Source organism: Gemmiger sp. An194, assembly GCF_002160145.1.
Taxonomy (GTDB): Bacteria; Bacillota; Clostridia; order Oscillospirales; family Ruminococcaceae; genus Allofournierella.
In genome coordinates this window covers 133,472-146,231 of record NZ_NFKA01000003.1, presented here as the reverse complement: position 1 = coordinate 146,231, position 12,760 = coordinate 133,472, and the positions used below count along the sequence as shown (strand labels likewise).

General features: G+C 56.1%; 15 protein-coding genes and 2 tRNA genes. 10 read left to right on the top strand and 7 right to left on the bottom strand.

Annotation, left to right across the window (positions count from 1 at the left end; all coding sequences use genetic code 11):
- The first annotated feature begins 50 nt into the window (after nucleotides 1–50).
- The 3 genes from B5F28_RS02990 to B5F28_RS02980 all read left to right on the top strand — a co-directional run bounded on the left by B5F28_RS02990 (nucleotide 51) and on the right by B5F28_RS02980 (nucleotide 2,554).
- Nucleotides 51–1,379: a S41 family peptidase gene (locus B5F28_RS02990; protein ID WP_087293230.1), complete on the top strand. Its 1,329-nt coding sequence runs from the start codon at nucleotides 51–53 to the stop codon at nucleotides 1,377–1,379.
- Nucleotides 1,380–1,496: 117 nt separating this feature from the next.
- Complete coding sequence (gene rsmA, locus B5F28_RS02985; RefSeq protein ID WP_087293228.1) at nucleotides 1,497–2,357, top strand: 16S rRNA (adenine(1518)-N(6)/adenine(1519)-N(6))-dimethyltransferase RsmA; 861 nt, start codon at nucleotides 1,497–1,499, stop codon at nucleotides 2,355–2,357.
- Nucleotides 2,358–2,478: 121 nt separating this feature from the next.
- A tRNA-Thr gene (locus B5F28_RS02980) sits at nucleotides 2,479–2,554 on the top strand.
- A 206-nt stretch (nucleotides 2,555–2,760) separates the two neighbouring features.
- On the opposite strand, the gene B5F28_RS14675 is transcribed toward B5F28_RS02980, so the two are convergent.
- From B5F28_RS14675 to B5F28_RS02975, 3 genes are read right to left on the bottom strand one after another with little or no spacing between them, the layout of a single operon-like run.
- Nucleotides 2,761–2,919 (bottom strand): hypothetical protein, encoded by a 159-nt coding sequence (locus B5F28_RS14675; protein ID WP_158097499.1) that lies wholly within the window; start codon nucleotides 2,917–2,919, stop codon nucleotides 2,761–2,763.
- A gap of 25 nt (nucleotides 2,920–2,944) precedes the next feature.
- Nucleotides 2,945–3,094 (bottom strand): hypothetical protein, encoded by a 150-nt coding sequence (locus B5F28_RS14670; RefSeq protein ID WP_158097498.1) that lies wholly within the window; start codon nucleotides 3,092–3,094, stop codon nucleotides 2,945–2,947.
- An 11-nt stretch (nucleotides 3,095–3,105) separates the two neighbouring features.
- Nucleotides 3,106–3,381, bottom strand: a complete 276-nt coding sequence (locus tag B5F28_RS02975) for a hypothetical protein (RefSeq protein ID WP_087293226.1) — start codon at nucleotides 3,379–3,381, stop codon at nucleotides 3,106–3,108.
- Nucleotides 3,382–3,863: 482 nt separating this feature from the next.
- On the opposite strand from B5F28_RS02975, the gene B5F28_RS02970 reads away from it, so the two are divergent.
- Nucleotides 3,864–4,070 (top strand): hypothetical protein, encoded by a 207-nt coding sequence (locus B5F28_RS02970; RefSeq protein WP_087293224.1) that lies wholly within the window; start codon nucleotides 3,864–3,866, stop codon nucleotides 4,068–4,070.
- 572 nt (nucleotides 4,071–4,642) lie between these two features.
- Here the strand turns inward: B5F28_RS02970 and B5F28_RS14405 are convergent.
- The 4 genes from B5F28_RS14405 to B5F28_RS14400 form a co-directional block, all read right to left on the bottom strand.
- Nucleotides 4,643–5,257 carry a hypothetical protein gene (locus B5F28_RS14405; protein ID WP_143424673.1) on the bottom strand — a complete coding sequence of 205 codons (615 nt, stop codon included), beginning with the start codon at nucleotides 5,255–5,257 and terminating at the stop codon, nucleotides 4,643–4,645.
- A 412-nt stretch (nucleotides 5,258–5,669) separates the two neighbouring features.
- Nucleotides 5,670–6,017, bottom strand: a complete 348-nt coding sequence (locus B5F28_RS02960) for a hypothetical protein (protein ID WP_087293220.1) — start codon at nucleotides 6,015–6,017, stop codon at nucleotides 5,670–5,672.
- A gap of 121 nt (nucleotides 6,018–6,138) precedes the next feature.
- Entirely contained in the window at nucleotides 6,139–6,366 is a 228-nt protein-coding gene (locus B5F28_RS02955) for a helix-turn-helix domain-containing protein (RefSeq protein WP_087293218.1), read from the bottom strand.
- Nucleotides 6,359–6,535: a phosphatase gene (locus B5F28_RS14400; RefSeq protein WP_143424672.1), complete on the bottom strand. Its 177-nt coding sequence runs from the start codon at nucleotides 6,533–6,535 to the stop codon at nucleotides 6,359–6,361. The genes B5F28_RS02955 and B5F28_RS14400 overlap by 8 nt, the downstream gene beginning before the upstream one ends.
- Nucleotides 6,536–6,678: 143 nt before the next feature.
- Here B5F28_RS14400 and B5F28_RS02950 point away from each other — a divergent pair, with 143 nt between their 5' ends.
- The 6 genes from B5F28_RS02950 to B5F28_RS02925 all read left to right on the top strand — a co-directional run bounded on the left by B5F28_RS02950 (nucleotide 6,679) and on the right by B5F28_RS02925 (nucleotide 12,707).
- Nucleotides 6,679–7,524 (top strand): helix-turn-helix domain-containing protein, encoded by an 846-nt coding sequence (locus B5F28_RS02950; RefSeq protein ID WP_087293216.1) that lies wholly within the window; start codon nucleotides 6,679–6,681, stop codon nucleotides 7,522–7,524.
- A complete protein-coding gene (locus B5F28_RS02945; RefSeq protein WP_087293214.1) occupies nucleotides 7,496–8,920 on the top strand; it encodes a site-specific integrase in 1,425 nt (474 codons plus the stop codon). Before B5F28_RS02950 ends, B5F28_RS02945 begins: the two co-directional genes overlap by 29 nt.
- Before the next feature lie 672 nt (nucleotides 8,921–9,592).
- The gene (locus tag B5F28_RS02940) at nucleotides 9,593–10,474 is read left to right on the top strand and encodes an ROK family protein (RefSeq protein WP_087293212.1); all 882 of its coding nucleotides are present in this window, start codon (nucleotides 9,593–9,595) and stop codon (nucleotides 10,472–10,474) included.
- 37 nt (nucleotides 10,475–10,511) lie between these two features.
- Entirely contained in the window at nucleotides 10,512–11,126 is a 615-nt protein-coding gene (locus tag B5F28_RS02935) for a hypothetical protein (RefSeq protein WP_087293210.1), read from the top strand.
- Between the two features lie 76 nt (nucleotides 11,127–11,202).
- Nucleotides 11,203–11,279, top strand: a tRNA-Ile gene (locus tag B5F28_RS02930).
- Between the two features lie 162 nt (nucleotides 11,280–11,441).
- The gene (locus B5F28_RS02925) at nucleotides 11,442–12,707 is read left to right on the top strand and encodes a glycoside hydrolase family 10-like protein (protein WP_087293208.1); all 1,266 of its coding nucleotides are present in this window, start codon (nucleotides 11,442–11,444) and stop codon (nucleotides 12,705–12,707) included.
- Nucleotides 12,708–12,760: the final 53 nt, after the last annotated feature.

Below are 12,760 nucleotides of genomic sequence, written 5' to 3'. Positions count from 1 at the left end.
GATCGCCTATCTGATCTGACCGGCAAACGCCACGGAGGAAACGCAAGACCATGAACAAGAAAATTTCCATCAGCATGGCGCTGACCATCGCCATCATCGCCATGACGGTGACCTTTTCCATCACCATGATTCTGGCACGCCAGATGTTCGACGCCACCATCCCTTCCGTTAAGGAAAAGGAGAGCATGTACAGCAAAATCGCCGAGCTGGACAAGTACGTGCGCGCCAACTACTACGGCGACATCCAGGATGCTACCCTGAACGACATGATGGCCTATGGCTATGTGCTGGGCATTGGCGACAAGAACGCCAACTACTACACCGCGAAGCAGTATGCCGAGCTGGTGGAGGTGCAGAACGGCAACATCATGGGCATCGGCGTGGATGTGGTGAAGGATTCCTCGGGCTACGCCCGCATCACCAAGGTCTACGATTCCAGCCCCGCTTCGGAGTTGGGCCTGCAGGTGGGCGGTTTCATTACCGCCATCAACGGAGCCGAGGTGAAGGGTCTGACCGCTGCCAACGTGACCGCCCAGTTGCAGGGCGAAGCGGGCACCGAGGTCACCGTGACCTATATGGCGCCGGACGGCACCACCGCCGACCATACCATCAACCGCAGCCGCTACACCATCCCCAGCGTGGAATACCAGATGCTGGGTGAGAGCTACGGCTATATCAAGATTTACCGGTTCGACGGCACCACCCAGAGCACCTTCAGCAAGGCGGTGGAGGAGCTGCAGAACCAGGGGGCCAAGGCCCTGGTCTTTGACCTGCGCGACAACGCGGGCGGTCAGCTGGATGTGGCAGTGAACTGCATCGATCAGCTGGTGTCCGAGGCGGATATCGTATTCGCCGAGGATAAGAATGGTGAGCAGACCCTGCTGGGCTCCAGCGACGAGAGCTATGTGGATCTGCCCATGGTGGTTCTGGTAAACAACGGCACTGCCAGCACGGCGGAGCTGTTTGCAGCCAGCCTGCGTCAGCTTTCCGGCGCACAGCTGGTGGGCACCACCACTGCGGGCAAGGGCACCATCCAGGCGGAGCCCCACCGCATGAGCGACGGCAGCGCCGTGGTCATCACCACCGCCAAGATGCTCACCTCGGACAAGACCAGCTTTGACGGCACCGGTCTGACCGTGGATGTGGAGGTGGCCGCCAAGGCTGACGGCAGCGACACCACTCTGGTGAGCGTGGAGGAGGATACCCAGGTGCAGAAGGCGCTGGGTGTGGCCCAGACCATGAACGGCGGCACCGCTGCCTCCAGTGAGACCTCCAGCAGCGCCGCCAGCGGCGATGCATCCGCCGGTGAGGGCGGCGAGGCCACCAGCGAGGGTGCGGATTCCGCGGCCCCGGCCAGCGAAGCCACCGACGGCGAATAAATCTTTTGAATACGATCCCGCAGCGCTCCGGCGGCCCGTTAAATGGGCTGCGGGGCGCTGCTGTCTGCCCAGGCAAAGGCTCCGGCAGGCGCAACACAAACAGAAAGGCGGGACCCTATGCCCAATTTAACGGATATTTCCACCATCCGGGACCTGTGTGCCCGGTATGATTTTGCACTGTCCAAGGGGTTCGGGCAGAACTTCATCGTGAACCCCGGCATCTGCCCCAAGATCGTGGAGGTCGCGGGCATCGACAAGAGCTGGGGCGTGATCGAGGTGGGCCCCGGCGTGGGCGTGCTCACCAAGGAGCTGGCTCTGCGGGCGAACAAGGTGGTGGCCATCGAGGTGGACCAGCGCCTGCCGCCCCTGCTGGCGGAAACGCTGGCCGAATTTGATAACGTGGAGATCCTGCTGCAGGATGTACTGAAGGTGGATCTGGCCGGGCTGATCCGGGAGAAATTTGCCGGAATGCCGGTGGCTGTGTGCGCCAACCTGCCCTACTACATCACCAGCCCCATCCTGATGCGGCTGCTGGAGGAAAAACTGCCCATCCAGCACATCACCGTTATGGTGCAGAAGGAGGCGGCGGACCGCATTACCGCCACCCCGGGCACCCGTGAGGCGGGCGCCATCAGCTACGCGGTGGATTACTACGCGAAGCCCCGGCTGCTGTTCACGGTGCAGCCCGGCAGCTTCTATCCGCCGCCGAAGGTGACCAGTGCGGTGATCCAGCTGCAGGTGCGCGAGCAGCCCGCGGTGCAGGTGGAGGACGAAGCGGGCTTCTTCAAGCTGGTGCGGGCGGCCTTCGGCCAGCGGCGCAAGACCGCGGCCAACTCCATCAGCAACGGCATGGGCCTGCCCAAGGCAAAGGTGGCCGCCGCGCTCCAGGCGGCGGGACTGAGCCCCACCGCCCGCCCCGAACAGCTGACGCTGGAGGATTTCTGCGCGCTGCAGAAGGCGCTGGCTGCGGCAAACTGAGCCGCCGCGTTTAAACAGATGAACATTGCCGCCGGGCCCCGAAACTAGGAAAAGGGGACCGGCGGCAAAATCTGTCTTGCACGCGGGCAGTTTTTTTGGTATAATATTTCTTGCTGAATATGCTGGTGTAGCACAGCTGGTAGTGCAGCTGATTTGTAATCAGCAGGTCGGGGGTTCGAATCCGTCCACCAGCTCCAAAGGGAAAAACCGCAGTACTACAAGGAAAATCCTGTGTACTGCGGTTTTCTTTTGCACTCCGAAGAGGCGTATTTTTTAGAGAATGGTCAACTTTTGGTCAACTTTTTCCCAAAAACGTGCCCGCCGGGGCCTATTGCTTTAGCTTCACAATATCACAAGTCATAATGCCAATAAAAAAGCCCCGGCGAATAACCGGGGCGGCACATTACTTTTTAAGGATATATACTCTTTCCAACGACATGGCGGATATTAGCAGCTTATGAATGAAAACCTTGTTTTCCATGTTGCGCTCGATTATGCGGGCCGCGTCCACCGCTTCCTGCCCTTTAAATTCGACTGTGCGTTTGAACAAATTACTTTCCATGATAATACGCCCCCTTTCTTGTGATTTACTTTTCAAGTCCTCGCGCAAACGATGCGACTCTTGCTGTAAAAGCGGCATCGTTCCTGCGCAGGATATAAAGAAGGTCTAAGAGCCGCTGGTCTGCACCGCTGCGGGCCAGCAGCTCGATGGCTTGTTCGATGGCTTCTTTGTTCATAATGCCCTCCCTTATGCAATCGTGAACCGGCGGACGGTCTGGGGCTTGCAGAACATGGCATACAGGCGCTTGTGGGCCGCTGCAAATGCCTTGCTATCAAAGCGGTTGCTTGTCACTTCCTTGTAGCGGGCTGTGGCATCGTCAACCTGCATTTCATCCACCCCGGCGGCATCCATGTGGGCCTTGATCCGGTCGGCCACAGCAGCCTTTTGCTTCTCCAGCTGGGCAATCTGGGCGGCGATTTGCTGGTACTCATTCATTGCTTTGCGCAGTTCAGTCTTTTTCATGCGGAAACTTCCTTTCATTGTGGAGCCGCCCGGCGGTCATCTTCCTGACTATTGCCCGTAGGTTCACAGGGATATGGGCCGCCGCTTGCGGGCGCTTTCGGCTGCCCGGCGGCTGGGTGTTCATCTTGCATTTCGTGTGCGGTTCTGATACAATGAAAGCAGCAAGGGAGCCTATTTAGTTGGTGCTAGGTGGTTTCTGCTATGCGGTTATCTGTTGGAGCAGGTAGCCGCTTTTTTGTATCTATCGAACCGTTCAAGCTGTTTGCTTCTGGGAAGCTGTTCAAACTGCTTGCTTGTCATGCCGGCCTCCTTTCCGGCTCCCTTGCTGTGATTATATTATACAACCTTGTACAAGTATATTCAATTGGTGAAATGAACAAACTTGTACAAGTATATATGTGCAATTTTGTACTTGTACAAGTATTCGCTTTGTGGTATACTAATTACAGTAAAAAAGCTGTACTAAATGAGGTGCATCAAAGATGGAAGAAAGCAAAGCGAAGCCTAGCACGGCTGCTAAAAATAAGTACAATGCGAAGGCTTACGATAGTTTACGTATTGTGGTAAAAAAAGGCCGCAAAGCCGAAATACAGGCCCATGCAGAGGCTATGGGCGAAAGTCTCAACGCTTTTGTTGGGCGCGCCATAAACGAGGCTATGGAGCGGGATAGCTCCGGCCCTGAGAAGTAACAAAAAGCAGGAATGCCCCCTCCATTGCCTATGTGGCTCTGGTGGGGGGTGTTTTTTTCTGATCCGCCGGGCAGTTTGGCGAAACTGTGAAGGATAGCCAGCATGTCGCTTTAGTCGATGTACCGTAGCAGCGGCAGAAATGCCCCGTTTTCGGCTTTTTGATTGCAGGCGGCAAACTATATTCAAACGAGGGAAAAGCGCCCACAGCGCGCATAGCAGGCCACACAGCATGTCACAAACCCCCGCGCGTATCGTGTGTAGAAACTCCGCGCGCGTTATCGTGTAATTAAACTCATTCAAGAACAGAAAAAGCCGCCCGGCGGGTCGTTCAACCATTGCTGGGCGGCTTGCTTTATGCCCCCCCTATCAAAAAGCGGGGTGGGGCTTATGTAGACTGGCGGGTGAAGGGGAATTTTCTTCTCCGCGCATATAATGGCTTTTTGGAAAACGCAGAGCTTGCCCGGTGTCAGTACCCCCTTAGCTAAATTCAGGCTCAGAGATGGAAAAAGTTACCCACGCCAGTAGGAATTAGATTTTTCCGCCGGTGCGCGGGTGGGGGGGATCCTTATCATCTAGCCGCCGGGGCTGTCTTGTGCATTTTGTTGAATCAGGAGTGCCGCAGCGCGCCGGATCGGCGCCGGTGGCATGGTCTGGTTCTGGCGTTTTGCACAAAGAATCAGCTCTTTGCAGTTAGCTACAACGGTTCCCCAACGAGCCGGGGAAGAGCGTACCCACTTGTGGGCATAGTCACGGCGGTTACCCCATCGCAATTTGTTGCGATGCTCCCCCAGAAGTGGGGGAAAGGGCTTGTTTGTCATGCACACAAGTGCGCACGGCTGCAAGGTACACTTCTGTACCACGCCCCAATCGGACAAATGCACGGTTACAAGGGCGGGAACATCCTTCGACACAAGTGTCGAAGGATTCCCAGCAAGATGGGAAAATCCATCATAACCACGAGTGGCTACGGCCATCGTTGCAGCTTGTTGCCATACCATCCCCAGAAGTGGGCACAGCCCCTTTTTTCGCCGCTTCCTCGCCGTTTTGCCACTTGTGGCAAAAAATTCGACATACAAGCATTTTGGCTGTGCCATTTTGGCATAAGCCTTGTGCCATTTTGGCATAAGATTGCCCCAAAAACTGGCTTTTTTCTGCGTATCTTGTGCCATTTTGGCATAAGCGTTCAATGTTTCACCGCTGCGCCCTTATGCCATTTTGGCACAGTATCTTATATATAGCCATATCAGGGCTTTTTATTTTGCGCTTTTTAGCTTCCAGCCGATAGTAAATTCATACTCGCTTGCGGTTCTGGTGGTGCGCCCGCTGTTGCAGGAAATAAAACCGGCGATCACAAGCTCTTTAACGTTTCTCACAAGCGTTCTTTGTGGGATTCCATAACGTTCAGCGGTTTTTCGTGTGAACTCGAAGCAGCGCCCGCCCTTTGCCTCTATTGTCATGGATATGTAGCACCACCTTGCACCGGGAGTCAGAGCAATGAACTCGGGGGATTGGGCTAGGTCTGCATATATCTGGACAAAAGGGAGCGGCTGTCCGCCGGGGGATTTCCCGACGCTTTTGCCAGTGACCCAAAACGGGGGGTCAACTTTCCTCTTTTTCCCCATCGTTTAAAAGCTCCATTTCCATCTGCCCGACAGGAACGCCCAAAGAACGGGCTACCGGTTGCAGCGCCTTCAGCGTACACATGGCCCGCGCCCTCATCACATTGTAAAAGGCTTCCCGTTCCTTTTGGGCCTGCTCCTTGTCGAGGCTAGGCAGGAAATAGCCGCCTTGCCCGCCGGGCATATAGAGTATTTCGGCCCCGGCGGCGCGTTCTATCGCGATGCAATGGCGCAAGCCTCGCGGCGTGGTGTTTATCATGCCACACAGAGCATCGGCGGATGTGGCATTTTCCTGACCGTGCTTCAAAAAGCTGGATATTTCAATCATTATTGCGTTACCCCTTTCTCCGTGATAGAATAGGGGCGGTGAAACTGTGCTGGAGTGCATTTTCCCACCGCCGGGCCGTTCTGGATGCTGCAACATCCTGACGGCCTTTTTTCTTGCGTGTTCATTCTATGATCCTCTGCATGCCGCCGGGATTTATCGGCTCCGGCTGATCGCCTGTATTCAGATAGCGGGCCAGACTGTCCATATTCACCAAAATGTGGCGGCCTGCCCGTATGTAACGAATTTTGCCGGATGCAACAAGGCGGCGGATACGATACACAGCAAGCCCGGAGGCGCTGGCGGCTTCCTTTATGGTTCCCATGCGGGGGAATGCAACAGTCTCACCCATTGTTTGCTTCACCTTCTTTCTGTTCCTGCCCGGCGGCTTTTGCTTCACGCTCAACTCGCTTCGCCCAATAACGCAGGTTGTATTCACGAACTTTGTCGCGGTTTTTCGCTCGCCAGTTTCGGATATATTCCCTTCGACGGGCAAGTGCATCTGTGCTTAATTTTTCCATATAGACACCCTTTCATTATTCTTGAAGATTCGGTTTTCTTGTGGTATCATTATACTAGACAATAAAAACGTAGTCAATGATACCGAAATGTGGATTTTTAAAAATCAACAGAAACGAACTTTTGTTAACTTGGAGGGTATGAAATGCCAAGAAAAGCCGAACTCGCCTATCAGACGGAAAACAACCCGTTTTCAAGACGATTGCGCGAAATCATGGAGGAAAGCAAGACGACACAAAAACAACTTGCTTACGCTATAGGAAAACGGCCGCAGACAGTCAGTTTGTATATGAACGGCCAAAGCCTGCCAGATGCTCTAACACTCTGCGAAATAGGAGAGTATTTCAAAGTATCTATAGATTGGCTCCTAGAACGCGAAGGCGCAATAAGATCTACTGACGGGAATATGGCATCTGCTTGTAAATATTCCGGGCTTAGCGAAGATTCAATACGTTTATTATATGCGCTTCAAAATTGCCAACAAGATTGGAAGCCTGCACGGGAAATTCTTGAAATGATGATTCTGGATCTTGTTGGAGTTAACGAGGATGATAGCATCCTCAACTGTTTGGCGGAGTATAGAGATTCGCTGACCGTTTACAATGCTTTTGAAAAAGGGTTGTATAGCGCAGGGGCGCTGGCTAACTTGGTTAACGATGAAACCCTTCCTTATGGAGTTAGGATGCAGGCTAGATATTTATTGGCGCTAGAACAGGCGCATGAATCAGGCCTTGCAACTAACCATTCAAAGTATGAAGGGGACGTTGGAGGTTTGTCTCTTTCGACGGATGAATTCAGAATTTCGCTTACGGATGTGTGCGAGTTAAAAGTTCAAAAAAGCCTAAATTATTTATTGCAAAGAATAAGGCGGCTGGAGTTGCAGGAGCCTGCAAAATCCTTCCAGAGACGGACACCTGAAAATCCGGCATCATTGGATGCTCACAAAAAGGTTGGTGTACCAAATGGCAAACATTCAGAAACGGATAACTAAAGATGGCAAAACCACTTACAGAATCCGCGTATATGCCGGAGAGGCTCAGGGCGGCAAAAAGATCCTGAAGAGCATGACCTATTGCCCGGCGGATGGCATGACGGCCCGACAGATTGAAAAGGCTGTGCAGAAGGCGGCAATGGAATTTGAACGCCAAGTGCAGCAGGGCGGGCTTGTGGCCGATTCGATGACGGTTGACGAACTGCTTGAAAAGTGGTTCAAGGAATACGCAGAACCACAGCTAAAGCCCCACACGGTCAGCGACTACCGCAAATTGGTGCCGCGCATTTCTGCCGCTTTGGGACATATCAAGCTAAACAAACTGCGGCCCGGTCATATCATGCAGTTTTACGCCCAGCTGCAAAAGTCTGGTATCCGATTGGATGGCAAATACAAGGCGAATCCTGCCTTTATCGCCTTATATCCAAAGGGGAAGCGCAAGGCCCTTGTGCAGGCGGCAGGCATCGCAGAAAGCACCGCAACGCGGATATGGGCAGGGGAGCGTACCAACTTGCAAACGGCCCAAAAGCTCGCACAGGCCGCCGGGGTGCCGTTCTCCAAAGCATTCACAAACGTTTCGAAAGATGAAAAACTGTCAGGCAACAGCGCGCGGCATTATCACCGGTTGTTGTCCAGTGTGTTTAATACGGCGGTGCGGTGGCAATTGATGCAAGAAAACCCCTGCGCCCGCGTAGATTCGCCCAAAGTGGAGACCCCAGATGTGCAATATCTGGATGAATCCGGCATTGCAAAGCTGTTGGCAGCTCTGCCCGATGCTCCCACGCAGTATAGCGTGATTGTGCAGCTTGCCTTGTTTACCGGTTGCCGCCGGGGCGAACTGTGCGGCCTGCGGTGGCCTGATATTGACCTATCCGCCGGATTGCTGGCCGTGAATCGGACGCTGGAGCCGGTGGACGGCAAAGGGCTATTGTTCTCCACGCCTAAAACAAAAAAGAGTTGCCGCGTTATAAAACTAGACGATAACGCGGTTCAGCTCTTGCGGGATTATAGGAAATGGCAGTTGTCGGAGCGGTTGCGCATAGGCTCCAAGTGGGCGCGAAAGGTGTGCATTTTGGGTGAGACGGTGGACAATGACCTGTTGTTTACCAAATGGGACGGGCAGCCTATAGACCCCAACAGCGTGACAAGCTGGTTCCCGCGCTTCCTGCGGGATCATGATTTGCAGCCGGTGCGCTTTCACAGCCTGCGCCACTCAAACGCCGCCTTGCTGATCGCGGCCCATGTGCCGGTCACGACTGTGGCCGGGCGGTTGGGTCATGCACAGGTCAGCACCACCACGAACATATATGCCGGGTTTATCCGCTCCTCTGATGCTAAGGCGGCGGATGCCCTGGGGGAAGCGTTTACCAGAATTCTAGATGCAGAAATAGGCTAAAATGCCCCGGCGGGAATATGTGTGCCCCGCCGGGGTTTTTGTTGGCGATGGTCAACTTTTGGTCAACTATTCTGCAAAGCAATGCAGCACAGCACGGAATGACAGCACAAGAAGAATGGCTCTGTACAGCGATATATTGAACGGCACCCAAAAGCGCAAAAGATAAAATGTGCAATTTGTAATCAGCAGGTCGGGGGTTCGAATCCGTCCACCAGCTCCAGTTCGTCGCGGACTTCGGTCCGTGCAAAAGCCCCGGTCGAAGGACCGGGGCTTTCTTCATCCCTGCGTCGCTCCTCACTTCCCCGTGAAAGTTTGCTTTACAAACTTTCACGGGGGCCCCGGCAGGGCCACGCCCTGCCCGATGGACTCCGCTCCATTCAAAAAGCCCGGTCGAAAGACCGGGCTTTTCTCATACCGCTGCGCCATTCCTCCTTCTCCCCACGAAACTTTGCGAATTTTCGCGGGAGCCCCGGCAGAAAGCTTCCACAGAGGCTTGTCGATTTTTGGAAGGGAAGAGTGAATCGTGAAAAAGTAAGGTGTGCCGCATGCTGCAAATGCTTGCGGCGCATTTTTTATATCAGACCGCATTTCTCTTCCAAATTCCGTCGGAGTTTGCTATAATAGCCCTCAAACAGACCTTTTTGCACCCGAGCATGAATGGAGGCTTTTTCAATGAAAACAGCGTGCGTGGACATCGGCGGTACTTATATCAAAACGGCGGTTCTGGAAAACGGGCAGCTGAGCGCTTTGCAGGAGACGCCCACCAATGCACCCGCCGGAGCGCAGAAAATGCTGGAAACCGTGGCGGGGCTTGTGCGCGGAATGCCCGGCGTACAGTGTGTGGGCATTTCCACCGCCGGTGAGGTGGAGCCGCAGACCGGCCGCATCCGGTTTGCCTGCAACATTCCCGGGTATACCGGCATGAACCCGAAACAGCTGCTGGAGCAGCAGCTGCAGCTGCCTGCGGCGGTGGAAAACGACGTGAACGCCGCCGCTGTGGGGGAATATGCTTTTGGTGCGGCCAGAGGAATGAAGGATTTTCTGATGCTCACCTTTGGCACCGGCATTGGCGGAGCGGCCTTTTTGAATGGTCAGCTCTACCGGGGCGGTTTGGGCAGCGCCGGGGAGTTCGGCGGCCTTATTACCCACCCGGAAGCGGTGGACCCGGCCAGCCAGGGTACGGGCAGCTATGAGCGCTACGCCAGTACCACTGCACTGGTGAAACGGGTGAGTGCCCGGTTCCCGGAGCTTACCGACGACCGCGCCATTTTCGCCCGGCTGGAGAACCAGGACGTGCGGGCTGAGGTGGACGGCTGGATCAGCGAGATCAGCTACGGTCTGGTGTCGCTCATTCATGCCTTCGATCCCGAAGCGGTGGTGCTGGGCGGTGGCGTGATGAAACAGGAATACATCCAGCAGCAGCTGAACGGACGGCTTCAGGCTTTGCTGAAGCCCAGCTTCCGGGGCTGCCGCCTGATTCCGGCGCAGCTGGGCAACCAGGCGGGCCTGATGGGCGCGGGGTACCTGGCAAACCGGAAGGCCGGGCTGGATTGATAATGCGCGGTATAACCAAAAAAGGAGGCGAAGGGATTTGCCGGATTTGTATGTGATGTTTTCCCACACTAACACCGGGATGGGCCGGATGATCCGGGCGGTGACCAAAAGCAGCTATAACCATGTGTCCATCAGCCTGCAGCCGGATCTGGCGGTCTGCTATTCCTTTGCCCGCCGCAACAAGCACAACGCACTGGCGGGCGGCTTTGTGGCCGAGGATGCGGGCCGTCTGTGCGACGAGGGCGATATCCGGGTGCGGGTCTGCCGGGTGCCGGTGACCCAGCGTCAGTTCGACGCCGCCCGCAACATGCTCATGGTCTGCCGGGCGCAGCCGGGCCGCACCATCTACAATACATACGGGGCCATGGCCAGCGTGGTTGGGTTCCATCTGGCGCTGCCCGGGGCTTTTACCTGCGTGGAGTTCGTCAGCCGCTGCCTGGGGCTGCGGGTCATTCAGGTGCAGTCGCTGCTGCACCGGCTGGAACGATTCACCATCTACGAGGGCAGCTATCTGGAATACACCCGGGCCGCGGTGCAGCGGCAGGGGGAGTACTTCCGCCCGCTGAGCACCGTGGATGTGATGCGCCGCAACGCCGGGCATTTCGGCGACCTGAGCCTGCGTCTGGTATGCAAGGTATACGGCAAGATCTGAGCCACCGCAAAAAATGCTTTGCAACCGCGGCCGGTTCTGGTATAATAAGAATATTCGAGCGGTCCGCCGCCCGTAAGGGCCATTAGCTCAGCTGGTCAGAGCTGTCGGCTCATAACCGATTGGTCCCGGGTTCAAGTCCTGGATGGCCCACCACAAGCGCCTCGCTGCTTTGCAGCGGGGCGTTTTGCGTATCGGGGGTCCGCTGTGCTATAATAAGCACGAATCGCCCCGCATAGGAATGAAACAGGGCACGGGCCGCCTGCCTGCGGGGCAGACGCTGCAAACAGGCCCGCCCCCTCAAAAAGGAGTTGATCCATGATGTGGAATAAAATATTCGTGCTGCTCACCGCCGCCTGTCTGGCGGTGAGCCTGGCTGCCTGCGGCGGCGCGCCTGCCGCTTCCCAGCCGGGCAGCCAGAGCCAAACCGGCAGCCCCATTGCAAACGACACCGGCGACGAGGCCGAAAAGCCTGCCCAGCCCGCGCGGGAATACCGGGCCATGTGGGTGAGCTATCTGGAGTGGCAGCAGTTCGACTTTTCCAGCGCCGAGGCCTTCCGGGCCGGAGCCGAGGAGATGATGGCCAACTGCGCGGACTTGGGCCTGAACACCGTGATCGCCCAGGTGCGCCCCTTTGCGGATGCGCTGTATCCCAGCCAGTATTTCCCCTGGAGCCATCTGTGCACCGGCACCCAGGGCCAGGACCCGGGCTTTGACCCGCTGGCCATTCTCATCGAAACTGCCCACTCCCAGGGCCTGGAGCTGGAAGCCTGGCTGAATCCCTACCGGGTGCAGCTGAACGCCAGCCTGCCCGGTCAGCTGGCCGAAAATAACCCCGCCCTCACCAGCCCCGAGCTGGTCAAGCAGGCGGGGGAGGGGCTGTATTTTGATCCCTCCAGCGAAGAAGTGCGCCAGCTGATCGTGGACGGCGTGACCGAGATCGTGACGAACTACGACGTGGACGGCATCCACTTCGATGACTATTTCTATCCCACCACCGATGCCTCCTTTGACGCGGAGGAATACGCCGTCTCCGGCACATCCCTGAGCCTGGAGGACTGGCGGCGGGACAACGTGAACCAGCTGGTGAAGGCGGTTTACGATGCCATCCAGGCGGCCAAGCCGGAGGTCCGGTTTGGTATCAGTCCTCAGGGGAATATGGATAATAATTATAACGGTCAGTATAGTGATGTGGCCCTCTGGCTGAGCACGCCCGGCTATGTGGACTACATACTGCCCCAGCTGTACTGGGGCTACGGCTACACCACCTCCGGCGGGCAGACCCGCTTTGGCTTCGAGAACATCACCGCCGAATGGGCCGCGCTGGAGCGGGCCGAGGGTGTTTCCCTCTATTTCGGGCTGGGGGCCTACCGCATCGGCGACGGGGACGGCGGCAACTACGACAACGCGGTGACCCAGTGGCAGAGCGGTCACAATCTGGCGGATATGATCGGCACCGGCAGGGAAGTGGGCGCGGACGGCTATGTGCTCTACCGCTACGATTTTCTGTTCCACAACGGCAGCTGGGCGGAGCTGGCCGCCAGCGAATGCGCGGCCATCCGGGCGGAAAATCAGGTGGCCTGAAGAAAAAACGCAGAAAATAAGGCCGGGCAGAGGATTCCTGCCCGGCTTTTTTC